29 protein-coding genes and 1 riboswitch are annotated in these 25,808 nt (G+C 33.5%); of the genes, 2 read left to right on the top strand and 27 right to left on the bottom strand.

Annotated elements, in window-relative coordinates; translation table 11 throughout:
• Positions 1-142 precede the first annotated feature (142 nt).
• The 10 genes from hpf to BFA01S_RS03150 form a co-directional block, all read right to left on the bottom strand.
• On the bottom strand, positions 143-697 hold the full coding sequence (gene hpf / locus BFA01S_RS03195; RefSeq protein ID WP_066225669.1) for a ribosome hibernation-promoting factor, HPF/YfiA family: 555 nt from the start codon (positions 695-697) through the stop codon (positions 143-145).
• A gap of 211 nt (positions 698-908) precedes the next feature.
• A complete protein-coding gene (locus BFA01S_RS03190) occupies positions 909-1,295 on the bottom strand; it encodes a DUF8042 domain-containing protein (RefSeq protein WP_066225667.1) in 387 nt (128 codons plus the stop codon).
• Between the two features lie 9 nt (positions 1,296-1,304).
• Positions 1,305-1,655 carry a flagellar protein FliT gene (gene fliT, locus BFA01S_RS03185; protein WP_066225666.1) on the bottom strand — a complete coding sequence of 117 codons (351 nt, stop codon included), beginning with the start codon at positions 1,653-1,655 and terminating at the stop codon, positions 1,305-1,307.
• Positions 1,655-2,056: a flagellar export chaperone FliS gene (gene fliS, locus BFA01S_RS03180; protein WP_066225664.1), complete on the bottom strand. Its 402-nt coding sequence runs from the start codon at positions 2,054-2,056 to the stop codon at positions 1,655-1,657. Before fliS (BFA01S_RS03180) ends, fliT begins: the two co-directional genes overlap by 1 nt.
• 14 nt (positions 2,057-2,070) lie before the next feature.
• Positions 2,071-2,403 (bottom strand): flagellar protein FlaG, encoded by a 333-nt coding sequence (flaG, locus tag BFA01S_RS03175; RefSeq protein ID WP_066225662.1) that lies wholly within the window; start codon positions 2,401-2,403, stop codon positions 2,071-2,073.
• A gap of 86 nt (positions 2,404-2,489) precedes the next feature.
• The gene (locus tag BFA01S_RS03170; protein ID WP_066225660.1) at positions 2,490-3,251 is read right to left on the bottom strand and encodes a TatD family hydrolase; all 762 of its coding nucleotides are present in this window, start codon (positions 3,249-3,251) and stop codon (positions 2,490-2,492) included.
• 6 nt (positions 3,252-3,257) lie between these two features.
• On the bottom strand, positions 3,258-3,998 hold the full coding sequence (locus tag BFA01S_RS03165) for an ABC transporter ATP-binding protein (protein WP_066225658.1): 741 nt from the start codon (positions 3,996-3,998) through the stop codon (positions 3,258-3,260).
• A gap of 1 nt (position 3,999) precedes the next feature.
• Entirely contained in the window at positions 4,000-4,761 is a 762-nt protein-coding gene (locus tag BFA01S_RS03160; RefSeq protein ID WP_066225656.1) for an ABC transporter permease, read from the bottom strand.
• On the bottom strand, positions 4,761-5,051 hold the full coding sequence (locus BFA01S_RS03155) for a thiamine-binding protein (protein ID WP_066225654.1): 291 nt from the start codon (positions 5,049-5,051) through the stop codon (positions 4,761-4,763). The genes BFA01S_RS03160 and BFA01S_RS03155 overlap by 1 nt, the downstream gene beginning before the upstream one ends.
• A 12-nt stretch (positions 5,052-5,063) precedes the next feature.
• Positions 5,064-6,068, bottom strand: a complete 1,005-nt coding sequence (locus BFA01S_RS03150; RefSeq protein WP_066225650.1) for an ABC transporter substrate-binding protein — start codon at positions 6,066-6,068, stop codon at positions 5,064-5,066.
• A 99-nt stretch (positions 6,069-6,167) separates the two neighbouring features.
• Positions 6,168-6,279: riboswitch (TPP riboswitch) on the bottom strand.
• A gap of 291 nt (positions 6,280-6,570) precedes the next feature.
• On the opposite strand from BFA01S_RS03150, the gene BFA01S_RS22720 reads away from it, so the two are divergent.
• On the top strand, positions 6,571-6,747 hold the full coding sequence (locus tag BFA01S_RS22720) for a hypothetical protein (RefSeq protein ID WP_169800424.1): 177 nt from the start codon (positions 6,571-6,573) through the stop codon (positions 6,745-6,747).
• Between the two features lie 26 nt (positions 6,748-6,773).
• On the opposite strand, the gene fliS (BFA01S_RS03145) is transcribed toward BFA01S_RS22720, so the two are convergent.
• A complete protein-coding gene (gene fliS, locus BFA01S_RS03145; RefSeq protein ID WP_066225649.1) occupies positions 6,774-7,130 on the bottom strand; it encodes a flagellar export chaperone FliS in 357 nt (118 codons plus the stop codon).
• Positions 7,131-7,260: 130 nt separating this feature from the next.
• Between fliS (BFA01S_RS03145) and BFA01S_RS03140 the strand changes: the two genes are divergently transcribed.
• Positions 7,261-8,073, top strand: coding sequence for a flagellin N-terminal helical domain-containing protein (locus BFA01S_RS03140; RefSeq protein ID WP_066225647.1), 813 nt, complete (start codon positions 7,261-7,263; stop codon positions 8,071-8,073).
• A gap of 148 nt (positions 8,074-8,221) precedes the next feature.
• Here BFA01S_RS03140 and fliD read toward each other — a convergent pair whose 3' ends face one another.
• The 16 genes from fliD to BFA01S_RS03060 form a co-directional block, all read right to left on the bottom strand.
• Positions 8,222-10,291, bottom strand: a complete 2,070-nt coding sequence (gene fliD / locus BFA01S_RS03135) for a flagellar filament capping protein FliD (RefSeq protein WP_156483514.1) — start codon at positions 10,289-10,291, stop codon at positions 8,222-8,224.
• Positions 10,292-10,601: 310 nt separating this feature from the next.
• The gene (locus tag BFA01S_RS03130; RefSeq protein WP_066225645.1) at positions 10,602-10,964 is read right to left on the bottom strand and encodes a DUF8042 domain-containing protein; all 363 of its coding nucleotides are present in this window, start codon (positions 10,962-10,964) and stop codon (positions 10,602-10,604) included.
• A gap of 220 nt (positions 10,965-11,184) precedes the next feature.
• Complete coding sequence (locus tag BFA01S_RS03125) at positions 11,185-11,871, bottom strand: acylneuraminate cytidylyltransferase family protein (RefSeq protein WP_066225643.1); 687 nt, start codon at positions 11,869-11,871, stop codon at positions 11,185-11,187.
• Positions 11,868-12,917: a nucleotidyltransferase family protein gene (locus tag BFA01S_RS03120; RefSeq protein ID WP_082799831.1), complete on the bottom strand. Its 1,050-nt coding sequence runs from the start codon at positions 12,915-12,917 to the stop codon at positions 11,868-11,870. Before BFA01S_RS03120 ends, BFA01S_RS03125 begins: the two co-directional genes overlap by 4 nt.
• A 53-nt stretch (positions 12,918-12,970) precedes the next feature.
• Positions 12,971-14,326, bottom strand: a complete 1,356-nt coding sequence (locus BFA01S_RS03115) for an NAD(P)-binding protein (RefSeq protein WP_066225641.1) — start codon at positions 14,324-14,326, stop codon at positions 12,971-12,973.
• A 23-nt stretch (positions 14,327-14,349) separates the two neighbouring features.
• Positions 14,350-15,015, bottom strand: a complete 666-nt coding sequence (locus BFA01S_RS03110) for a class I SAM-dependent methyltransferase (RefSeq protein WP_066225639.1) — start codon at positions 15,013-15,015, stop codon at positions 14,350-14,352.
• 19 nt (positions 15,016-15,034) lie between these two features.
• Positions 15,035-16,030 carry a GNAT family N-acetyltransferase gene (locus BFA01S_RS23075; RefSeq protein ID WP_066225635.1) on the bottom strand — a complete coding sequence of 332 codons (996 nt, stop codon included), beginning with the start codon at positions 16,028-16,030 and terminating at the stop codon, positions 15,035-15,037.
• Positions 16,027-17,103, bottom strand: coding sequence for an N-acetylneuraminate synthase (gene neuB, locus BFA01S_RS03100; protein WP_066225634.1), 1,077 nt, complete (start codon positions 17,101-17,103; stop codon positions 16,027-16,029). Before neuB ends, BFA01S_RS23075 begins: the two co-directional genes overlap by 4 nt.
• Entirely contained in the window at positions 17,100-18,266 is a 1,167-nt protein-coding gene (neuC, locus tag BFA01S_RS03095; RefSeq protein WP_066225633.1) for a UDP-N-acetylglucosamine 2-epimerase, read from the bottom strand. The genes neuB and neuC overlap by 4 nt, the downstream gene beginning before the upstream one ends.
• Positions 18,259-19,428, bottom strand: coding sequence for a LegC family aminotransferase (locus tag BFA01S_RS03090; RefSeq protein WP_066225631.1), 1,170 nt, complete (start codon positions 19,426-19,428; stop codon positions 18,259-18,261). Before BFA01S_RS03090 ends, neuC begins: the two co-directional genes overlap by 8 nt.
• A complete protein-coding gene (locus BFA01S_RS03085) occupies positions 19,425-20,435 on the bottom strand; it encodes an NAD-dependent 4,6-dehydratase LegB (RefSeq protein ID WP_066225629.1) in 1,011 nt (336 codons plus the stop codon). The genes BFA01S_RS03090 and BFA01S_RS03085 overlap by 4 nt, the downstream gene beginning before the upstream one ends.
• 147 nt (positions 20,436-20,582) lie before the next feature.
• Complete coding sequence (locus BFA01S_RS03080) at positions 20,583-22,397, bottom strand: motility associated factor glycosyltransferase family protein (RefSeq protein ID WP_066225627.1); 1,815 nt, start codon at positions 22,395-22,397, stop codon at positions 20,583-20,585.
• A 274-nt stretch (positions 22,398-22,671) separates the two neighbouring features.
• Positions 22,672-24,291, bottom strand: a complete 1,620-nt coding sequence (locus BFA01S_RS23565; RefSeq protein WP_066225625.1) for a flagellin N-terminal helical domain-containing protein — start codon at positions 24,289-24,291, stop codon at positions 22,672-22,674.
• A 212-nt stretch (positions 24,292-24,503) separates the two neighbouring features.
• Positions 24,504-24,737 (bottom strand): carbon storage regulator CsrA, encoded by a 234-nt coding sequence (csrA, locus tag BFA01S_RS03070; protein WP_066225623.1) that lies wholly within the window; start codon positions 24,735-24,737, stop codon positions 24,504-24,506.
• Between the two features lie 12 nt (positions 24,738-24,749).
• Entirely contained in the window at positions 24,750-25,187 is a 438-nt protein-coding gene (gene fliW / locus BFA01S_RS03065; protein ID WP_066225621.1) for a flagellar assembly protein FliW, read from the bottom strand.
• A 21-nt stretch (positions 25,188-25,208) separates the two neighbouring features.
• Positions 25,209-25,778 (bottom strand): DUF6470 family protein, encoded by a 570-nt coding sequence (locus BFA01S_RS03060; RefSeq protein WP_066225620.1) that lies wholly within the window; start codon positions 25,776-25,778, stop codon positions 25,209-25,211.
• Positions 25,779-25,808 lie beyond the last annotated feature (30 nt).

The raw sequence follows: 25,808 nt of genomic DNA, 5'->3' as shown, positions 1-25,808 counted from the left end.
GAAAAAACCCCACTGATGGAAGTTTCACTTTATCTAACCTTCTGAAAACTATCTTTTATTTTAACATTAATTAGAAGGTGGGACAACAAATTGGAGACACTAAAAAGCGCAGTGCCTTTTTGCACTGCGCTTTCATTTTAATTTATCTAGGTTCAATTAAACCGTATTTTCCATCTTTACGTTTATAAACGACATTTGTCGCATTATTTTCTGAGTTAGTGAAGACGAAGAAATTATGGCCTAACATATTCATTTGAAGGATCGCTTCTTCACTATCCATCGGTTTTAAATCAAAGCGCTTTGTCCGGACAAGCTCTAAAGTATCTTCTTCAAGTGCAACAGCAGATTCTATCTCATCAGCTACACCTGCCGTAAATGTTAATTTAGCTCCTCTTTCACGGGACTTGCGATTTACTTTTGTTTTATGTTTACGGATTTGTCTTTCTAATTTATTTACTACAAGGTCAATCGCAGCATACATATCCTCATTATGTTCCTCAGCACGTAACACAAGGTCCGACATCGGAATCGTAACTTCGATTTTGGATTCTTTATCATTGTAGTATTTTAAATTAATATTCACATTTGTATCAACAGAGTCATCAAAATATCTTTCAAGTTTACTAATTTTTTTCTCAGTGTACTCTTTTAATGCAGGTGTTACTTCAATGTTTTCTCCTCGGATGTTGTATCTCATGGCTAAAACTCCTCCTCTTAACAGGATATGTAGACTTAATTCTACATTTCCCTCTCTTTCTCCTGCTTAAACCTAAAAAAACTGTAAACATTTTGTGAATCTTTTAAAAATTCCGAAAATTTAAAACAGAAAGTGACTTACATAAGTCACTCATGAATAGCAGGTAATAATACCTCCCATTCATCGGTGACCTATAGATTTGTCACGCCATTTAATGTGTCACATAATCCTTCAGCTTGATTTGCACAGATTCCTTCCATGCAAGAAAAGCAGGTGATAATTCACTTTTTACAAATAATTCGTATTCATGAGGCAATAAAACAAGAAGCTCAATACGCTCCACTGTTTCAATAACAGAGTCAAACTTCATAATCTCTTTACGCAAATCATTATTTTCTTCCAAAATTGCAAGGAGAATCGGATTCGATGAATCAATATGATAAAAGGCAGTAATGATATCAATAAGCATGAGCCTGCTTTCATCAAAATGCAAGCTTTGAAAGCTTTCGATCACATAATCAAATCCTTCTTCAATTGTATTTAGAAATTGATAGTAAAAGGCTAAAAGATTATATTGATCAGCCGTCAAAGTTTGCAAATGGTCCACCTATTTTCTCTTATCGTAAAACATGCCGTCAAGACTTGTGTTCTGATATGGATTGACATATTTCTGTGTTGTTGTTTTTGTCTTCTTTAAATTTGATATACTCTTTTGTACTTCCGCTTTTATTTTAATAAATTCAGAATTAATCCGCTCATTCCAAAGTACAATTTGCTTTCCTTTTAGTTGCTCCTCTTCTGTAAAAGGAGGAACGACCTCCTTAAGGAGGTCTTCACGCTCATCCAGTAAGGTAGAAATCTCTTCGATTAATTCATCCCGATCTTCAGGCTTCACTTCGTTTTCCACTAGGTGGAAGAGCTTTTCCGTCAGATCGTATACTTGTCCGACAGCACTCACTATGCTTGTCCGCCTTGACCGTATTGCTGTTGACGAGTAACTTGAATTACCTGCTTCCACGTATCACGAAAATCTGTCACAAGTCCTTCTACTTCCTCTAAAATCCCCGTGTCATTTTTTAAATTTGCTTCCAGTAAGCGGTGATTAATATATTCATACATTACAACCATTTGCTTTGACACTTCAAGCTCCATATTAAGTGTAATCATTAATTCTGTAACGATACTTTGAGCTTTTTGTAAATTCGTATTTTTCGCTTGAATATTTGCTTCTTCTATCGCTTTTTTCGCCTGGCGGATAAATTTTAAACAACCGTTGTAAAGCATAAGTGTAATTTCACCTGGGGCTGCTGTTGTTACTGCATTTTGCTCATAAGCAGCATATGGATTATTGATTGCCATCTCTGTCACTCCTCTTAAATTTTCCTATCTACAATAAGGCCGATAAACTCTGTCATCGCCGAATAAATATCGAGCCATTTTTTTGAAGGTATTTCGCGAATTACTTCTTCTGTGTGATTATCAACTACTGTAACATAATATTCATTTAACTTTTCATGTAACTGAAACTTAATATGTGTATTGGAAGGATGAAGAAAGTCATTAATACTGCTCACCATTTTTTCGAGATCTTCTCTCGTTACAGTTTGCACTGGAGCTTGTGTTTCCTCAGGCTCCTTATATTCATTTCTTGTTAGTAAATCTAAGCTGTGAAGTGCCGACTGTGATAGAATTTTCTCAACAGACATTTAGAACACTCCCTAACTATCTTTTCTACTATTTGTATCGGTTTTTTATAGAAAATGTTTACTATTTAAAAGAAAAAAGACCTCTCCTAATTAGAAAAGATCTCCAGTGTATTTTTATATAAAGCCGAATAAATATCTTCTACCCTCGTTTTTTTCAATTCAGCAATTTTCCCAATAGAAAAGTGAATCATTTGCGGAGCTGTCTGTCTGCCTGAAAAAGGACCTTCAAACGGCCACGGACCATCTGTTTCTGCCATCAGCAGATCAAGCGGACACTGACAGACGAGCTTTTGAATCTCCATTTCATACAGCACATCAGGAGTAACAGAAATATAATAACCATTTCTAATCATCCGCTCCACTGTTTTTTTATCTCCTTTAAACCAGTGAAAATGCGCTTTTTCAATCGAATGTTTTTCAAGCAGGCTGCAAACAACTGGTGCATCCTCATATACCGCATGAAGAACAATCGGTTTATCCCATTTCTTTGCCCGAATGATAAATTGTTCAAGCAATTCAATATAAGGTTCAAGCGAAATATCTTCCTTCCTGCGTAAATAATAAGGAAGACCGACTTCACCGACCGCGATCATCTCATGTTGATGATGATCCATCCAAGAAAGGAGATCTGCTATTTCTTTCTCAGCTGGAACAGACTGTTCCGGATGATAGCCATAAGCAGGCTTTACCTTTGGAAACTGTTGTGCAAGCTCCCTCGTTCTTTTACAAGAATCTAAATCCCATGAAACTGCAATAAGAGCATCTACCGAACTGTCAGAAACAATATTCACAATATCTTCTTTTTCATACTGATCAAGATGAATATGAGCGTCAATTATTCTTTTCATCTAGATTTACTCCATTACTGCTTTAATCTTATGATAAATTTCTCTCTTCCACTCTAAAAACTCATTCTCTAAAAAAAGCTCCTCTGCACGCGGACGTTTAAATGGAATCTTATAATCAGCAACGACCTCTGCCGGCTTGCTTGAAAGAATAATGATCCGGTCAGATAAAAACAATGCTTCCTCCAAATTATGCGTAATAAATAGAACTGTACGACGATTCTCTTCCCATATTGATAAAAGCCATTTCTGCATATCAAGCCTTGTAAGCTCGTCCAGTGCGGAGAACGGTTCATCAAGTAAAATGAGAGGCTGAGGACTTAACAGTGCTCTAATAAAAGAAACACGCTGTTTCATTCCTCCTGAAAGCTCGTCTGGGTATGCATGAATATAAGCTCCTAATCCTGCTTTTTCAATCATCTCTATTGCTTTTTTCTCATCTTTCGGTCCTTTTAACTCCTGACCAAGCAGAACATTTTGCAGGACAGTACGCCAAGGAAGCAAGCTCGGTGACTGAGGCATATAGCTGATTGATCCTGTTTTACTATTTATTTTCTCTCCTTCAAGTATAATTGCTCCGCTGTCAGGTGTAAGAATACCGCCAATTAAAGAAAACAGAGTGCTTTTCCCGCTTCCTGACGGCCCGAGAATCGAAACGAATTCCCCTTCATTTACCTGCAGGTTAAGATGTTTAATAATTTCTGTTTCAGCAAACTTTTTTGACACATCTTCAATCGTTAAAACAGACATATTATTTCGCTCCTTTTGACTGCCAGCGAACAAGCAGCTTTTCAATTAAAATAATGATTCCAAAAAATAATAAACTTAAAAACATAATCGCAAAAATAGCGACAAAAACACGATCCGTCCGAAACGCAGAAGAAGCAAGTGTCATATAAACACCAAGCCCTGCTTTTGCCCCAAGCCATTCAGAAATAACTGCACCCATGATGCTGTATGTAGCGGAAATTTTAAGTCCGGAAAAAATAGATGGAAGGGCATGCGGCAGTTCAAGCTTCCAAAACAATTGCCCCCTTGTCGCCCCTGCCATTCTCATATAATGCTTTAAATCAGGAGCAGTCTGTTTAAATCCATCAAGCGCAGCGACTGTAACTGGGAAAAAGCAGACAAGTGTAATAACGATGATTTTCGGAAGCATCCCAAAACCGAACCAAATAACGAGGAGCGGAGCAAGAACGATAACCGGAACATTTTGCGATAAAATAAGCAGCGGATAAACAGATTCCCTTACAACCGGGATCAAATATAAAATAGCAGCTGTTAAAAGACCAATTGTAATCCCAATTAAAAAACCGCTTGTTCCAAGTTTAATCGTCGAGAATAAATGTCCGGAGAAGCTTGTCCAGCTTTTAATCCCCTCCTGAATAATTTGAGAAGGAGCTGGAAGCAGCCATGCAGGAATCCCTGCTTTTTTTACGACAATCTCCCAAATAAAAAAGAAGAGGATGAGAACGACTAGCGGTCTCCATCCCTTTAATAATCGCCCGCTCATTAACGGTATTTCCCCGTTAAATCAGACATTTTAATTCCTTCAGGCTTATACGAAATTTTCACTTGTGAAATTGCTCCGCTGCAGCCAATCTCAATCATTCTCTCATTTAGCTTTTTCACAATATCCAATAGCTCGGAAAGTTCGCCTTCCATCGTCGTCTCCATCGGATGAACTTCAAAATTTACACCAGAATCAGCAATCACTTTAATCGCCTCATCAACATATGGGATAACATCGTCCCCGCCTTTTATTTTAGGAATAATTTGAATACTTAGAAGTGCATTGCTCATTTTATCTTCCCCTTACTTAGGTAAAAATTCATTTGTAAATGCTGATTTTGTATCAAGCTCTTTTTCTAATACTTTATTTTCAAGCATCCACTTAGCATAGTTTTCCCAAACTTCCTGCTTTTGCTCGCCCCATCTTGGTGCATCATCTTTATAACGAGGTGACAGCCATTCCTGACTTTTCTTCACAAGCTCTGCATCAAGATCAGGATTTTCTTTTATTAAAATATCCGCTGCCTCCGCTGGATTTTCAATTGCAAAATTATATCCTTTTGAAACAGCATTCATGAACTTCTTCACTTGATCTGCATTATCTTTTATCTTTCCTTCATTCGCTACAATAATCGGCGTATAATAATCAAGATTTTTACTGTAATCTGTTAAATAAATCATATTCAGCTTTTCCCCGCGCAGTTCAGCTTCAATCCCTGTCCACGCATAAAAAATCCACGCAAAATCAATATCTCTCTTCACAGCTGTAAAAAAGTCCGTCTCACCCATATTTACAAATGAAACATCATCCACATTCGCTTTTTCCGCATTCATTAACGTCGAAATTACTGGCTTCTCAGCAGGTCCACCCCAGCCACCATATGTTTTGCCTGCAAAATCTTTCGGTGACTTAATATTTTTCTCAACAGGTGAAGCAAATCCAGACGTATTATGCTGAATAATCGCCGCAATCGAAACGACTGGAAGCCCTTGAACACGTGCTTCTGTCACTGTCTCCTGATGACTTACACCAAAATCTGCTTTACCTGAAGCAACAAGCTGCTCAGCCCCTGCCTCACCAGGTAAAATGATATCAACATCCAAACCTTCTTCTTTAAAATAACCTTTCTCCTTCGCCACATACAAACCCGTATGATTCGTATTCGGTGTCCAATCAAGAACAACCGTCACCTTCTCATTTTTACTCTCTGTCTGCTTGTCCTTACCGTTCTCAGCTGACTCCTGTCCGCCTGAACAACCCGCCAGAAGAAGCAATGCGGAAAAAAGTAAAACAGTTAACTTTTTCATCTAACCTTCCTCCTAAAAAATATGTATTTCCTCATTTTCTAGAAAAATAAAAACGCCCGGTAACAAACCGCGCGCATAAAAACATACTTTTATTTATTCATAAAGTGTGAATATGTTTCCTACGCTGGTCTTATCCAGATCAGGTTCAAAGGGTCAGAGCCTCCAATAGACTCACTCTCAACTAGTAGCACTAGTTCCCCTACCATTCTTATTAGTATTTATTTTTCTTATGGATATTATAGCAGAAAGTTGGGGGGATTGCTTGGATTAAAGGTGAACTTTGTCCCATTTTGTAGTGAATTGACAAGTCTGTAAATAATAATAGGGTTTTATTCTCTACTATTACCCTATCCCTTTATACTTCCTTGCTCTACCCTTCTAATTGTAAAATAATAAACAAATTTACCACTTAAACTTAATACTTCCATTATTAGGACTTTTATATTAAGATTAAAATGGGTAATTTTTAACATAACAATCAAACTTCAGGAGGTTTTGTTGTATGAATATTGGAGGAGTTGGAGAAGGGCCAGTATCCCAGTTTGTCGTTATTAATAAACAAATTGCTGAAGAAGTAATTAATTCAAAAATTAGAGACGTCATCAATGACCCAGCTAAAAATATAAGAGAGATTCAAAGACCTTCCCCATTCTCACAGTTTTTAGACATAAAAATATGAAGTCCTGATTTCCAGGGCTTCATATTTTATATCTCTTCCCAAGCAGATTTTAATTCACTTAAAACAGCTTCTAGTTCTTTCAAAACAGTAAGATCACTATCTATATTTGCTTCTATTAATCCTCGATGTACATACTCAATAAGAAGTATTAACTGTTTTCCTCCATCGATACCTTCATTTATCAGTGGTATTATTTCGAGAATTAGCTGTTGTGTTATTTGAAGCTGATTATTTTGTTCCACTATATCTTTATACTTTATAGCTTCCTTTCCCTTTTCCAAGGCTTTTAATGATTCTTCTAAGAGCCATAAAATAAATTTCTTTGGGCTAAGGGTCATTAAACTATTTTCCTTATATAACTTACTAGCCATATTTATATCCATTTATTTTTCTCCTACTACATATATGGATAATATCGGTATAAATATTGTAATATTTACTATTTCCATTAAAAATCCAGGAAAAGAGACGATATAAATAAAGTAGATGATATTTAGGAAAAGAGGTGAAGAAATGAAAATTCACAACCAGCCAGCGATCGCTTTTTCTATTAATCGCTATGAGCGCAATGCTACAAAGATGGAGAAAACGATAGATAAACTGGCAACTGGTTTAAATATTCGTAAGGCTAGTGATAATGCGGCAGGGCTTGCTGTTTCTGAAACGCTGCGTGCACAGGTGAGAGGACTTTCCCAGGCACAGCGTAATATGCAGGATGGGCTTTCTGCTTTACAAGTAGCCAGTGAAGGATTAAATAATGTGAATGGTCTGTTACAAAGAGCACGTGAGTTAGCTGTGATGAGTACGAATGGAACATTAACGGATACCGATCGTCAAGCAAGTCAATTAGAACTCGATCAGCTCATGAAGGGAATTAATGATACAGCTCATAAACTAGAGTTTAATACTAAAAAAATTCTAGGTGAAAATGCTCCACTTATATTGATGATCGGTGCTAATCCAGGACAGCAAATTTCAATAGATTTAATGGATACGAGTACATCAGCACTCGGAATTGACAATGCAAATCTTCTTACATCTGGAGCCTCCTCTAATTTAATTACTAAACTGGATAAAGCAATTTTGGAAACAACTAGTAACCTAACAAAAGTTGGTTCTTATTATAAAGCAATTGAGCATCATATGAAAAATGCTCTAGTAAAGGAGAATAACCTTACTTCTTCTATTTCAAAATTAACTGATTTAGATACAGCTAAAGAAATGATGCAATTTGTCAGTTTGGATATACGCCAAAAAGGGGATCAGTTACTTGTAGTAAAAGTAAATCAAAATACAACTGATGTCTTAAATATTGTTTCTAAGTAATAAATGACAAAGTATTTATTCATAATATTTTATTAATTAAAGCTAAATATCATATAAAAAGATCGAGAATTTTATTTATCCTCGATCTTTTTGTAATTAGTCCCTCTGTTAACCTGCTAAACAAAGAATATAAGATGATTCACCTATATTAAAAGCTAAATTGCTGAGAGAGATAAGTCGATTGTTGGTTAGCTCTTTGAATTGCCTTTTCCATCTCAGTAAATTGTCTCCAATAACGGTCTTCAATCTGAACTAGGCGCTTTTCAAAACTGCTAATTTGAGTACCCAAACTTTTAAGGTTTTTTCCAATCACAAATTGTTCATTTGTAGAATTTGAAGTTCCTGCTCTTTCTCTTACTCTATTCATCCCATTTGCTAGACTATCATAAAGTCTATTTAAAATCCCTTTTTCACTATCTGTTGTTCCGCTGCTTGTAAATAGTTTTTCAATACTTTCAGGATTTTCTTCAATTGCTTTCTTTAACTTCGCTTCATCTATTTCTAATTTCCCACCCGATAAATAATCTGCGGTAGTTGTAATACCAATACTAGTAAGTTGACGGAATTTAGGATCAATTTCGCCGTTATTAACAACTCCATAGAAATCCTGACGCATTTTACTTAAAACACCTGTTAACAACGTATCCCTACGGAGTAATCCACTCTTTGCTTTTTCTTCCCATTGTTCTTGCTGTTTATCAGAAAGTTGTTCACGTTGGTTATCGGTTAAAGGTGTATAACTTCGATAACGCTCTTCGCCAATCTTTTTCTGAATTTTATCGATTAATTCATTATATTTTTCAACGAAAGATTTAATATTATCGAATACTTTACTTGTATCATTTGATAAGTTAATAGCAACACTAGGACTACCAGCTGCTAATGTATCTTTTAAAGTAAATGTAACACCATTCATTTCAAAAGTGTTAGAGGACCTTTGAGTTTTAAGGCCATTAATTGTAAAGATTGAATTCTTTCCATTTGTATCCTCAGCCTCGTTAAACTTAAGAACGTCATTTAAAAACCAGCCAGATGTCTCAATTTCAGGATTAGTTCCATTGAAACTCCCTGTCTCTGTTCTTGTAAGGATTACCCGGTCATTATGAGTATCATATAATGCAGAAACCCCAGCATTTGAAGTAGAAATTTTATTAAGTACAGTATTTAGCGAATCTGTGCCTTCAACAAAGATCTTTTCATCTACTTTTCCTTTTGATGTATGAGTAGATAAATCAACAGAAAAATAATTTTGTTTATAAGAAACTTTTACTTCTTTATCTGCTCCAATTGGTGAAGAAAATTTAATTGTTCCCATGGTATTAATTTCTGCAAAACTAGGATTACTGGTATTACCATCTTTATAAAATTTGTTTCCTTTATTCTTATATGTTACTCCGTCAATCTTAATTTCAATACTGTCATCAGCCTGGGAAATAGAACCTTTAGTTAAATGAATCTCCTCTAATGGTTCAGAAGATTTAAAAGTATCTACTCGATTTTCGGCTGCGTAATCAACTTTAATAATACTACCTTGCCTAATCTCTTCATTAAATTCCAGCCTGCCATCTTTATTTACAAGAACTTGACTAGTACCATCATTTGCGAAATTATCTGTTACGACTTTGAAAGATTTTCCATTTACTTCTATTGATACATCTACTTCTAAATCTGTAGCAGGGTCAGCAGCAAGATTTTTCAATTTAACATCATCTTTTAATGTTAAATTGAAGACTGTTCCATTAGATGATGCAGATATTACCTGCGATTCTGTACTACCTAATTCCCATTTAAAACTTGAACCATTAACAAAACTAGATTCTGATCCATATAGGCTCTTTGTTACATCGACTTTAGTAGCACCAGAAATATTACCATTAGCCTTCTTATTCACTTTAGACGCAGCAGTCGCTAATTGTTCTATTTCAGAAATATTATAAGATGATAGCGCTGCCGAACCTTTAGCAGTTGCAGTAACTTTGCTTTCATCTGAAGATGAAGTTGTTCTAACACGATATTTATCCGTGAGTTTCATATCAAATGTAAGATTACGGAAAGACATCATAAGACTGTTCATTTCTCTATAACCATCTCGTTGCCATTCTAATATTTGTCTTTTTTGTTTCATTTTATCTAAAGGTATGCTTCTTGCTTTCATCATATCTTTAACAATAGAATCAATATCCATTCCACTTGCTAAACCGCCTATTCGTTGTACCATTTTAACACCGTCCTGTTCTTTTTATAGTTGATTACTTTTCGACCTCTCATGATTGAATAAACAGAAACTATTTCCATATAAATGGGTTGTTTTATTCTTCTTACAATAAATGCATCTCTAGCCTTTATATCGGAAGTAAATAGAAACTATTTAATGACTTTACAAGGAAATGGTTGAAATAGGAAAAAGGTCATAAAAAAAGAAACTCTAAAAGAGCCTCTTTATATTTTAAATTTATTCTCATTAAATTCTATTACCGCTCATCTAACCAGAGAAGGGAATTAATAGTTAACAATGTTTTTTAAAAATATTAAGAAATTATATAAGGATTAAATGTCTGTTCCAGCTGTATTTTCATCTCTTTATACATAGGGATAATTTTAAATTCTATTACTTCCTGCACATTCATATAGTTCTTGGACTCATATGCATTAACAGCTATATTTAAACTCCCTCTAATATTGTCTATGATCACTTCATCAATTAAAATTTGATCAGGTAAACATTTCAATGAAGATTCTATTGAAAAAAAAGCTTGAACAATATCTCTGAATAAAGAAATTGTATCTTCAAATTTCCCTTCACTAATTTGTTTTTGTACATGCTCTAGACCTTCTAGAACAGTTTCTTGCAGGTCTAATGATTGTCTCATTATATCTATACTTGTTTCCATATTATCTCCTTATAATAAAGTTTATTTAAAATTTAACAAAACCATAGAACTGAAGTCTTCATCTACATTAACTAAGTAATGATTTTAAAAAAGTTTCTATAAAAAACATAACGACTCAACTTTCATATTTTTATGTAATTAGTTCCACTTATCTCCTCTTATATCAATTTCTATAGAACACTATTATGAAATGAAGTAAGAATCTACTTGTCACTTCTCTTTACCTATTGGTCATTATATATTCACACAAAAATAAGTCTTCCTCTTCATCAATATCATACGACCGGTTCCTCGGCATGATAAATGCTACTGTTTCATCTGTTAAAAACGTCTTTGTTTTATTTAACCAATCTGTCTCAGCAATATAAATAGCCCCATTTAAAGCATACACTGGAGGAAGATCTTGTCGCTGTGTTATTAATTCCTTCTCTGAAAGAAGTTGTTTCATTCTATCCCTTTCTTGTAATATATACATCCAATATGGAGATTTCTCAGGCTCGCTTACGCTAACACATGACGGAGCTCCTGCATTTATTACCTTCTCAATACAACTATCAATGTCTTCGGCTAGTCTAAACGGAGATGTAGGTTGAAGCAGAATAACGTAATCATATCCAGATAATTCGTTTATTGCATGAATAACTGGAGCAATTCCTGGAGTTGTATCCTCAGCCAAATGTTTAGGGCGAATAAATGGAACATCACAGCCGTACTTTTTTGCAACTTCAATAATTTCTAAATCATCCGACGATAATATGAGTCTGTCAATGTATTTTGATTTTTTTGCTTCTTCAATCGTCCATGCTATTAACGGTTTTCTAGCTAACTCTCTTATATTTTTACGAGGGATTCCTTTTGAACCACCTCTTGCTGGTATAATAGCAAGAATTGTCTTTCCATTGATCATGAAAACACTCCTCTAAAGTCTCCATTTGCTTTTTCATAATCATTCTTCTGACCAATATCTAACCAGTATTCTCTCAAAGGAAAGGCAGCAACTTCTTTCTGAAGAGTAATAACCCGTTTAAAAAGATCTGGCATATCATAGAATTCATCCTGCGGTATAAGCTTTAAAACTTCAGGATTTAACACATAAATCCCCGCATTCACAAAACTCTTATAGACCGGCTTTTCTAGGATTGATAATAATTTATGATTTTCAGTTTCAATAACTCCATATGGGATTTGATATTCATATTCACGTACGCACATAGTAGCTGTTGCCCCTGTTTCATAATGAAAATCAAGCAAATGTTCATAATTAATTTTCGTTAACAAATCTCCATTCATCACAAAAAAAGGTTTGTTGGGTTTTTCTGACAAAAGCGAAAGAGCCCCTGCTGTTCCTAATCTTTTATCTTCCACGATATATTCAATATTTACTCCAAGGCGCGAACCATCCTGAAAATAATCCTTAATAGTTTCCTTTTTATAATTAACCGATATAATAAAATTAGTGAAACCAAAATTTTTGAAACTTTCTATAATAGTTTCTAAAATAGGTTTGTCGCCTACCTTCAACATTGGTTTTGGAATGTCATTAGTTAATGGACGAAGACGAGTTCCTAGTCCTCCAGCCATTAAAATAACTGTATTTTCTTTTTGTAATACTTGTACACTATCATCTGAAAAAATAATGTTATGAATTTGTTTTTTCTTATTTACAATTGGCAATTGTTTTAGTCTTCTTTTTTTCATTAGGTGTTTATAATAAAATGCCCTCTTCCCCGCTGTTTCGTATATCGGTGATTCATTCATCACCTTTTCAATTGGGGTTTCAAGTGACATACCCTTTAAAATTCCTCTGCGAATATCACCATCAGTTACAGTTCCCAACAAGTGCATATTATCGTCTATTACTACAGCAAATTGTAGAGCGGATCGATCAATTATTTCCATAGTTTGAATGATCGATGTTTTAGGATTGATTAAAATCGATTTCCATTTAGTCAATATTCACACTTCCTTAGTCCTAAAGCCTTTTTATTAGATTCACTATACATCTTCTAATATTTAATAATTTTACTCACGCATTTATAAACATTTTCTAATACATCAGCCATAAAAAACTGATTTCCGCTTCTTTGAACTAAAGTTATATTACTGATTTTATCTGATACAGTATTCACTATATTAGAATGCAATTCTTCCATATATGGAGTGATAATAGGAAAGTAACTTCCAAGCTTGTAGGAATAACTTTTCTCTATCAATGTATCTTCGCTTACAATTCCCATTGTAATAAGTTCTTTAAAAATTATTTCTTCAGCAATAGCTATATTATCCTCACTTAAGACTTCAACACTACATCTAAACTGATCACTCTTTTGAAAATTGTTATATAAAGTTACCCTAAATGTTCTCATTATAGGATCGTAACAAGTTACATATTGTCTATCAGTTAAAAAAGGTTTATTACATATAAAATGGTATAAGTATGTCGCCCTTTTTAGGTTTTGATTCGACTCATTTTTCAATGACTCAATATTAATAATTTTATATCTTTGAGCAAGAAGGTGAGTTGGAGCTGTCCAAACAATATGGGATATATTCTTTAAACATTCATTACCCTCTCCTAGTATCAATTCACTAATATTCCCATCTTTTAATTTAATATCAGATATTGATGTGTTTTTAAGGATCTTTATCCCTTTATTCCCCATTTTCTCTTCTAACATTTTAATCCATAAATTTATTCCACCCTCTACAGGATAGAAATAAGTTATTGATTCATTAATTATTGGGGATCTCAAAGAGAGTCTAAGATCAAAGAACTTTATTTTTTTAAATTCCTTTGTTTTCTTCTCATCAAAAGCAATAATGCGTGGATTAAATACGAGCTTAAAGGCATCCTGCGATAGCTTTTTCAAAGATACACCGAAAAATTTATAAGAAATTTGATCAAAAACTTCTCTCGTTAAAGTTTCTCCAAATAAATCCATTATCTGCTCGTATGCATTAATATAATGTAATTTAGGCTCCAAGTTACTATTAAATAAATCTATTAACATCTTACAATATTTTTCTTTACCATAACTAGTAATATCAATAGATGAGCTTTCATTATTAAGATTATTATTAAAATAATTTCCCGGCTTAAGATAGGAGAAACGCAACCATAAATTCTCATTATAGAGCTGTTTAGGAAACAAATATTTATTTATTTCCTCATTATACGTCAATGCAGGTATATGAGTGCCTTTATCAAACCAATATTGATTATCATAATGGTCACTTCTTAAAAGCCCACCTAGTTCATCACTATTCTCTATTAATACTACATTTTCAAATCTATCTTTCAACATTAGCGCCGCTAATATACCAGCGATTCCTCCACCAACTACTACAGTACTTGAAGCCATATTAAACCTCCTGACCAACCATTTTATTTTTTTACTCCTATGATTAGCCACTCTATAATACGTTGCTCGAGATTATTATAAGTTCTTTCTAGTTTTTCTAGTTCAACGACTTCAAATTTGTCAAATAATTTATAAACATCTTCTTTAGAAGTAACCCTAACAGTACCTTTATTACTTAAAGGTCCTTCTGTAGGAATCCATGTGTTATAATCAATCTTTTGACCAGTCTGATCTCCCCAACAGTTTGTTGCAAATGTCCGACTAAATATTTTCCCATCATTTTTCAGTACACGGTAGATTTCGTTATATATTAACAATGAATTTTCAAATGAGTTACAACTAACAGCTTCGATATCAATTACTGCATCAAATGTTTCATTTTCATATGGCAACGATATAATATCACCCACTATTAACTCTCCATTCCAATTGGAAATTTCAAAATCCAGCCTATTTTTCGCTTTATTAACAGCAGTTTTAGAGCCATCTACTCCATAAACCGAGAAACCCTCTCTTGCTATATACCATAGATTAGCTCCTGTACCACAACCAACTTCTAATATTTTTATTTCTTTTCTATTTGTATATTGATAAAAATTCCGCGCAATAAAACGAATTAGATCTTCAGAAGGATACTTTCCCCATTCTTGATTTTGGAATACTCGTTCCCATGTTTGGTCCCATGCCATTATTCATTCCTCCTAATTCTTAACGATAAAACAATATATAGTTTTCTTTTTCAGAACTTTGTTTAGTATATTCTGTTCTAAATTGATCATAAGCAGATTGATTATGCTTAAAATTTCCAATATAAAAAAGCTCCTCATTTTTTGAGAACCCTCTCTTAAAAAAAAGAAGTGAATTGTTCTCTAAGCAATCATTGCCACCTCCTAGATATAAAATATTAATATTTATTTTTTTGCAAAATTCAGCAAATTCATAAATAAGTAAGTTAGCAACATTTTTGCTTCTTCCTTCTTCATTCGAAGCAGATAAATGATACTCCCCCACATAACCACTGATAAAGAAAATTGAAGATCCTATTACTTGATCGTTTTCATTTTCTACACTTAATAAATAAACATTCTTACTCTTTATCAATTGAATAAAATAATTTTTATTAAAAAAGTAATCTTCTTCTGCAGCTTTTTCATTCATTAATACCGTATATAATCTGATAAACTCATTAATATACTTCTGAGATTTAGAAAACGTAATACGTAAATTACTTTTTTTCGCTTTCCTTATAGCAGTTCGTACACGAGTACTAAACTTAGAAAATAAATCCTCAGCTTTTAGATCAATATAAACTGTCGGTCTATTTTGAAAAACTTGTCCGTAATACTCTAATTGATTTTTTAACAATGGATGAAAACGAATAAATTCTACTATAACTTCTTGATTCGAACACCACTTTTTATAAATTTGAATAGATTCTTCAATAAAGTCTTTATCGCCTAAACATATAGGTCCTCCATATCCATAGGGAGATTGAATATCGTAATAAGAAGTATTAAATATTTTCCCAAAATGAAAAGCGTGATAGAAAACCATCCCTTTATTTTCCAAAACGAAAAATATAGGCTCTATATCCTTTTTATATAAAGCATCATTTATTACATATTCAGGATGAAAATAATATGATTGCATCTCTGTTGGTAATTTATTAAATACATGTATTGCTTCCTCCTTACATAAAATCATGATAGTATTATTTCCTCATCTTCATTAAAATCTTTTATTGCTGAAGAACCTCTTAATTCCCAATATTTTAGTGGTGTTATACCGCTTCCAGGTCTTTTAAATGTTATATTCTCTTCTGTTAATACTTCACCTTGTTTAATTTTTTTCTTAGCAACGATACTTTTACGTGCTATATTAATATTTCTCAATTCAGATATAGAAGGAATTTTTATTCCAGTTCCTTTAGCTTCTTCTATCTGGCGAATACTTTGTACCATTTGAATCAACTCCTCTGGACAAAGAGATGCTTGATGATCTGGACCTTCTGCATTTTTATCATGTGTAATATGTTTTTCTATAACAGATGCTCCTAATGCAACTGCTGCAATAGTAATTGCAATTCCTTCTGTATGATCCGAGTATCCTACTGGTAATTCAAAAGCTGTTTTCATAGTGTTCATAGCTAAAAGATTTACATCTCGAATAGGTGCAGGATATTCAGTTGTACAGTGAAGTAAAGTAACCTTTTCTTTTAAAATTTGCTGACCTTCCTTAGAAATAAATGCTGCTTTAAACGCTTCAATAGATGGATTCTCTTCCTTCTGTAAAAGCCCAAAAGCAATTATTCCAAGAGCAGTTTCTATCTCACCTAATGTAGCCATCCCCGTTGATAGAATAATCTTCGGTCTTTTCTTTGCAATATGGAGAATCAATGGAGCATTTGTAATCTCCCCAGAAGGAATTTTAATCAGTCTTAATAATAGTTTATCTAGTAAAAAATCAGCACTTTCTATATCAAACGGTGTCGAAAGAAATTCTATATTTCGTTTATCACAATAGGCTTTTAATTCTTTAAATTGAGTAAAAGATAATTCAAGCTTTTTCACCATATCAAATTGTGACTCTTCCTTCCCTGTTGTTCCAATTTGATATTCAGCTTTTGGAGCTTGAATACTAATCACATTTTCCGTTTTAAATGTCTGAAATTTCACAGCATCAGCCTTAGCGTCTACTGCAATGTCTATAAGTCTTTTCGCAAGTTCAATATCACCGTTGTGATTAACACCTGCTTCAGCAATAATATACGTCCTCATATATGCTTAGAACTCCTTAAGTCAAAAAATTTTTTCAATGGAAATTCTGTAGTCCTTTTAATAATTTCTATGATTTTCTGTGTCGTATTTCCATCCCCATACGGATTAATCGTTGAAGAGAAATCATTTTTTAAAGCATATTCTACATTACTAATAATTTCTTCTTTTTCTACATTTACATCAATGATCGAAGAAGCTTTTATTCTCCCAGTTTGTCTATTCCCAATGTTGACTGTAGGTTTTTTAAATGAAGGTACTTCATATAACCCACTGGACGAGTTACCAATAACTGCATCCACATATTTTAAGGCACTCAAATATTTGAGCTGTCCTAATGAATCAAATAGCATAGAATTTTTTTGTACTTCACAAAACATTTGTATTTGCTGATTAATATCTCTTCCACCATTATCCGCATTTGATTTTGTAAAAATAATTCCCAAATTAAATTTTTGTAATAGTTCTTCTAATGCTTGTAGGATAGTTTGAATCTGTTTAGAAGTAGAATGCAATCCATTAGTAATTGGATGAAACGTAACTAGGACATTTTTTTCTTGAAATTGATAATTTAGTTCCCTTGATAACTCTTGTTTCGAAAGAAGTTTTAATTTTTTTATATTATCAATCCCTAAGCTTCCTACATGATAAACTGAGTTAGGGTCCTCACCAAGTTGGATAATTCTTCGATAAGAATCTTCATTTGTAGCAAAATGAAGATGAGACATTTTTGTGATACTATGACGAATTGCGTCATCATAAGCACCTTCTGTAATGTCTCCACCTGCAATATGTGCTATAGGAATTCTCATAACTAGAGAAACTTGTGCTACTGCCATCATTTCAAAGCGGTCACCCAGAACAATTAATAAATCTGGCTTCAAACGATCAAACGCATCTGTAAACCCAATTGTCGCCAATCCCATCGACTTTGCTACTCCAATGGCTGTATCCGATGACAAAAGTATCTCCACTTTTTCATTTATTACAAAGCCGTCCTCTTCAATTTGTTTATATGTCAAACCAAACTCAGGAGACATATGCATTCCAGTCACAACTAGCTGAAGTTCAAGTGCACTATCCCCTTCAATTTCCTTCATCAACCAATACAATAATCCATATTCAGCACGTGTACCAGTAACCACACATATTTTTCTTTTAGTCATAGCTCTCTCCTTTCACTGGAGTAGATGGAATATTAATGACTATTTTGTTAAGATGATTGGTCATAGTAAGATCTGCTTTTGGACAATGCATGTAAGGAGCTAATTCAGAAAGTGGTGACCATATCGGTCGTGCCATAACACCTTCGGCATTCAAAATTCCCAGTACATTATCGCGCTCATGCTTCTGTGGATCAATCAATATTGCTTGCAACCAGTAATTGCTCATTTCAAAAGAATTTTCTTTAAATACTTTCACACCATTTATTTTTTTTAGTAACTGGTGATATTGCTTTGTAAGTTGCCTTTTTGAGGCAAGAAAATCATCCATTTTCTCCAATTGGGCATATCCTAATGCTGCATTAATATTAGGCATTCTATAGTTATAACCAATCTCATCATGATAATATTCCCATTGATGCGGTATTTTAGCAGTTGTTGTAATATGCTTGGCATAGTCGGCAAGCTTTTCATTATTTGTTAATATAGCCCCACCGCCACCAGTGGTCATAATTTTATTACCATTAAAACTAAGGGCACTGACAACCCCAAATCCACCTGTATGCTTTCCTTTATAGTAAGAACCTAATGACTCAGCTGCATCTTCTACAAGAATAAGATTATATTGCTGACATATATCAATTAATGGATCAAGGTCAACAGAATGACCAAATGTATGCATTGGAACAACTGCACGTATGATACGCCCTGTTAACTTATTAATAAGCTGGCCATTTTTAAATTCACCAATATCATGAATATGTTCTTTAAGTTTCACAGGATCTAATCCTAAAGTTTTTTCAGACACATCAACAAAATGTGGAATAGCATTTAAATAGGAAGCAGCATTGGCTGTAGCCACAAATGTCAGCGCAGGCATAAATACTTCATCATTTTCTTTAACACCCGCAACTTTAAGAGCAATATGCAAAGCCGCAGTACCATTCACAACGGCAACGGCTCGCTTAACTCCTGTATATTCAGCTAATTTTTTTTCGAATTCATTAACATATTTTCCAACAGAAGAAACCCAGCCAGTTTTAATACAATCCGTAACATATTCGATTTCTTTCTCATTAAATGTCGGTTCATGAAGCGCCACATAATCTTTATTTCCGTAAATAGCTTTTATTTCACTTGCTATTTCTCTCCATTTTTCATTCATATATTATATACATCTGCCTTATATTGAGATAAATTTACTGGATCAGAAAACCAATTTACCGTTTCTTTAATACCGCGTTTAAAGCCTTCTAAACCACCGTATGAGGGCTCCCAATCAAGTAAGCCTTTTGCTTTTTGATTGTCTGCCCAAAGTCTTTCTACCTCACTTTTATCAGGACGAAGACGAACTTCATCTGTCTCAATTTCAATCTTTTTATTCATTACTTCCGCAATTACTTCTGCTGTTTTACCGATGGAAATTTCATAATTACTCCCAATGTTAATTACTTCACCAATAGACCTATTACTATTCATTATCGAGATAAATCCACTTACAGTATCTTGTATATAGTTAAAATCTCTTGTCGGGCTTAACGCGCCAAGTTTTATTTTTTCTTTACCCGATGCTAATTGTGTAATTATAGTTGGAATTACTGCACGTGCAGATTGACGAGGTCCATATGTATTAAATGGACGAATAACTGCAACTGGTGTCTCAAATGAACGATAAAAAGATAATGCCATTTGATCAGCTCCAATTTTAGAAGCAGAGTATGGTGACTGACCTTGTAACGGATGATCTTCATTAATCGGGACATATTGAGCTGTTCCATACACTTCACTCGTTGACGTATGAATAACTTTTGAAACACCAAGATCACGAGCCGCCTGTAGTACATTAAGCGTTCCTTTTATATTTGTATCCACATACGTCTCTGGTGAATGATATGAATAAGGAATCGCTATTAATGAAGCAAGGTGTAATACTATATCGCACCCTTTCATTGCCTCTTTCACACCATATGGATCACGAATATCACCTGCAAATACATCAAGATTTTTTTTTACATCTTCTACAGTAGAATCAAGCCATCCCCACGAATTAAAGGAATTGTAATAAACAAAAGCACGAACATCATAGCCCTGTCTTACTAATGATTCAGTTAAATGAGAGCCAATAAAACCATCAGCTCCTGTAACTAATACTTTTGAAGCACTACTAACCATCCTAAAAATTCCCCCTTCCGAATCATTTATAAAAATTTACTATTTCAAAATAATTATACATTTTAATATATCAACATTTTATATAATCAATAATTAATTATATAAATTAACATAAGTATTTTTAATAATTGGAATACCCTTAGTATATTAAATATCATTTTCTAAAGCTTCTTTTATATATTTTTCAATTTTCTCCAAACAAACAATAGTTGGAGCTAGCATATTAATTTGAATCTCTCTATTCTTTATTAAATTTTTAGTATTAATAATCTGTTCTATATTATTAATATCCCATAGAGTTTTTACAACAACAGATTGGAGATTATGTTTTAATAAATCATGCTTTAATATCTCATTCATAATTACATTCGTTTTTTGCAATTCTTCTACAACCTTTGTTAGCTTTTTCATTGTACTTGAATGAGTAATTTTTAATTGTTTAATTTTTTCTAACTGTTTTATACACTGTTCCTTAAATACACTAAAGTATTTTAGCTCTTCACTAAAAGCATCTCTCATACAATTTCTATCTACATTATAGGTATCAATATTTTTCACTATTTCTTTTAGTGATTCAATATCTTCCAAACAGTAAGTATCTATCGTTTCCTTTAAAGACTTTTGCACAGTCGAATTAATTTTAGCGCCACCTTCAGTAGCATTAATAACAAATAATTGATGGTTACTAATTTGTGCTTCAAACCATTGTTTAAAATATACCCATATAAAAGTTGTTCTTACTTCTCCACCATAGTAGCCTTCTATTTCATAATCTTGAAATAACCGTTTGCTGTCATTAAGATTAAGTTTATCATCATAAATAGTACCTACTGCATGAGACTGACCCTCATTAGTACCAAATGCTAAGTCCTGTCCAACAAGAATAATAGGCTGTGCACCTAAATGCATCGCTAATCCAAATGCTACATGCGCACAGGAAGATCCCATTTCAATAAAACTATCATTTTGCATTCCTAGAATACCTTGTAACCAACTATATTCAGAAATTCCTTTCCTCATTGGTAAAATAATATCTCCTTGAAAACTTGAAAAAACACGAGAATCTAACAATGGAGGACCCACTAATGTTACTTCTTCGGGAATATTAGCATCTTGATAAAAATAATCATAAGTTTCTTTTCCTCGTTCAACAGAACATACAAAGTCAGGAGTAATCCCTTCCATTAGTAATTTATTAACTATAGTATCTACTGCAATAATCACTGCTTTATGTGCAGTTCTTTTTAGTTCCTGTATATTTTTATTTAATGATGGACCAGCTGATACAACAATAGCAGGCTTGCCTTTAAATTTATCTTTTAATTGAGCAGTATCTTTTGATCTTTGTAACCATTTCAAATTCTTAAGATTATTCTTTAATCCGTCTAAACCATCTTCTATGCTATTTCCTATTGACAAGATAACATTCCTAACTACTTCCCTAATAATTTGTACAACATCCTTGACTGTCCCCAATTCATATTTTCTATAATAATCCGTCTGATAAAAATTAATATTTTTTGCTAACGCAATTGAGGAATATCCAGAAAAGAAATTGCGAAGAAAATCACTTAACTGCTCTATATGATCTGAAAATAAGATAACATTTTTATTTTGAAAAATATCTAAATTTTTATGATGTAAAACATGATTAAAAAAGGATAAATTAGGTTCTATAACTACCAAACATGACTCCTTATTTACTTTGTTATATAATTCCTTTATTTCATAAATAGAATTAATTCCTATTACAAAAACAATCTCTCTTTTCAATAAATTACTTTCATATGATTTGTCGTAAAAATCTTCTATTTTATAAACTTTTCCCACCATATCTTTAAAATACTCTATTCTAGAATTTTCCGAAGAGATGAATTCATGCGTAATAGAGGAAGATGTCAAACTTCCAATCCAATGCATCTCATTTTTCTGTAAAATATCAATATTTTTATTAATAAACATGTGATCACCTCTAAGCTCATTTATTGAAATTGATTTTTAATATATTGTATAGTGGATGCGTTTTCATCCCTTTTGAAGAAGTTTATTGAATTGAATGTTACAGTTAAACGCCAGTTCATATAAAAGATATACATTTCTATTTGGCATATATAGAGAAATGTTGCCGACTGGCGACTCTGTAAAGGAGAAGACAGAGGCGAATATATTAAATCAAATATTCTCACTAAATCTAAAAGAGGACCGAGGAAATTCCTCGATCCTCTTACTTTGATCATTAACGTAATAATTGTAGCACACCTTGTGGTTGTTGGTTCGCTTGAGCTAACATCGCCTGTGCAGCTTGAGAAAGAATAGAATTCTTAGTTTGATTCATCATTTCTTTCGCCATATCTACGTCACGAATACGAGATTCGGCAGCAGTTAAGTTTTCAGAAGATGTATTTAAGTTATTAATTGTATGCTCTAAACGGTTTTGAACAGCACCAAGTTTTGCACGTTCAGAAGATACAGATTTAATCGCTTTATCTAAGCTTTCAAGTGCATTTGACGCACCAGCCTGCGTAGAAACATCAACACTTGAAATTCCTAATGCTGCTGAACGCATATCATTCACACCAAAAGTGATTGTTTGTCCTTTATTTGCACCAATTTGGAATGTCATTCCACCATTAGCTGATGCATCAGTTTGAGCAGCTGATAATCCTAAGTCCTTAACTGCTGTTTCTCCTGATTTATCAGATAATTTAATCGGACCAGTTTCACTGATAATTTCAAAACGTCCATCGCCTGTAACATTTACTCTTACATCAGAAATAAATCCTGGATCTGCTACAGAACTAGCACCTGCAGTAGTATTAGCACTCTTAATAGCTGTATTAATAGCAGACTGTAACGCAGTAGCTGCGTCTGACATAGAAGACGTTCCGTTTGTAATAGAAGCTGTAAGTTTAACGTCCATTGTCACACCATTAATGTCTGCAGTAAAGCTAGTTCCTGCTGTAACTGTTGTACCATTATAATTGTTCGTTCCAGTAGTTGATGTACCTACCCCACCAAGAGATTCATTTAATACTCCAGCTGATCCAGCTGTAATTTTAGAATTTGTACCTTCAGAACCACTAGTTAGTGTAATTACACCAGCAGTATTATAACCACTTACGTGAGCAACACCACTGCCAGATTGATCGATAGCCTCGTTAATCTTGCTAACGATTAAATCAAGTGCTTTTTGTTGAGAAGTAGCATCAGCGCTAGCACCACTTTTAATAATGTTACGCTCTTCTGTACTTAGGTTCTGCCAGTTTACAGTAATATCAGTGCCATCAACATTGATAGTTTCAGCTACGAAAGATGCTGAAAATGCAGATGATGAAAGTGTATGAGTAGCAGAAACAGTAATTGTCCCAGCTGCTAATTTACCCACGCTAGTACCAGTTGTTGTGTTTTGACCAACAGAAGCACCGCCAGCAGATTTCAAGTTACCATTTAATAATTTTTGAGTATTGAACTCAGTTGTATTACCAATACGATCGATTTCTTGTTTTAATTGTGTTACTTCGTCTTGAATCGCTTTACGGTCTTCAGCTGTGTTAGTCCCGTTTGCAGATTGGTCCGCAAGTTCGCGCACACGTTGTAGGATGTCGTGAGTTTCGTTTAATGCACCCTCAGCTGTTTGGATTAAAGAGATACCGTCTTGAGCATTTTTAGAAGCTTGGTCTAAACCACGTACTTGTGCACGCATTTTTTCAGAAATTGCAAGACCTGCTGCATCGTCTCCTGCACGGTTAATACGAAGACCTGAAGATAATTTCTCCATAGATTTTGCTTGTCCACTAGATGCAGTGTTTAATTGGCGGTGTGTGTTTAACGCCGCGATATTGTGATTAATTCTCATCTTTTATTTCCTCCTTGAGTTTTAAAATCATCCACGTCCTTGTGAATGAAAGTTTAGTTAGAAAAAACACTTTATTTATTAGTATAGAATGTTTCTTCTTTACACTATTATTATCGTCAGTATAAAAAATTGTTTAATAGTTTTTTAATTATTTTATATTTAAATTGATAATTTTTTTCTTTATTTATTAACACGAAAAAACCTCAAGCTTTTTACTTAAGGTTTAGGGATTGTTTCTTTATTTGATCAAGTAGATTTAATGAGATAGAAGCCGCTTCATTATTAGATTCTTGTATCGATAAATAAATTTCTTTTCTGTGTATTTCAATATTTTTTGGTGCGCTAATACCAAGTTTAACTTGGTCACCACTAATGGATAGAACAGTAATTTCTATATCATCACCAATCTGTATTGCTTCATTTGTTTTTCTTGTCAATACTAGCATGCTTCCACCTCCTTATTTTAATTGTGTTTGAGCAAATAAATTATGTTTTATTGAATATTTTTGCTCATTCAAAATGATTTGTTTCGCTTTGTTTTGGTTACGATTAACAATAAGTGGGGCTTGGAGATTTGCAGTTGTCTCTTCAAAACGTTCTTTTACAGTTAAAATTGTATATACTTCCACATCTTTTTCACTCTTGATTTCTAATATTTCTTTATCTGATTCCGATAAATCAAATTCATAATCCGCCGTAAATTGAAATGGATTAACGACAACAAATCCAAGTTCTGCTGTTTGCATTGATTGTAATATTAAAAAGGGAGAGCCCTGTTCAAGCGGGATCAGAATAAAATCTTTCTCATCATTAAATCCGGGAATCCCTTGCTCAAATTTTAAAATTTCATTTTCTTCTATACTAATTTCTCCATGATACTTCGTCTGAATCATCATATTTATTCACCTTCCCTTCTATTATGCCTTTATATCCACATTTATAAAATCAATTTCAAGTTCGTTTCTTTGAATTAAATTAATATCCACTTTCCCTGGATAGTAATCAACAATTGGTTTATTTGGTTTTGATTCTATTATAGGTTCATTTCGCTTAACATCTATATTCACTTTCGCTGGTTCAAATTGAATTTTCACACTACCGGCTGATGGAATAAATCCAATATTGAATTCCTTCATCGGATTTACACTATTTGTTTTTGCTTGCTCAGCAAGTGGATTGCCACTATTCTCAATCTTCATTAATTCATCACCTTGCTGTGCACGTCTTGCTATTCCTTCTAGTAAATCCTGCTTCCCTTGCTGTGCCGCTTCCTCAATTCGTCGCGAAATATGTTTAAGATCCATATCTGCCCAAGCCTCTGTCTGGTCAATTGTTAACTTTGACGGAGTAGTTTCAATTGTTAAATCTGCCTTTGGCTGTTGAATTGACAAATCAGCTTGAGGCTGTTGTGTCTCTGTTCTAGTATTTGTCGTTTGGATACCTATTCTTGCAAATTGACTATCTAATCTAATTTGAGGCATTTGCATTATAATCCACTCCTATCAAGAAAAGCTATC

This window comes from Metabacillus fastidiosus NBRC 101226 (assembly GCF_001591625.1).
Taxonomy (GTDB): domain Bacteria; phylum Bacillota; class Bacilli; order Bacillales; family Bacillaceae; genus Metabacillus; species Metabacillus fastidiosus.
Note: the sequence above shows the minus strand (reverse complement) of the source record. Positions and strands in the feature narration are given on the sequence as shown.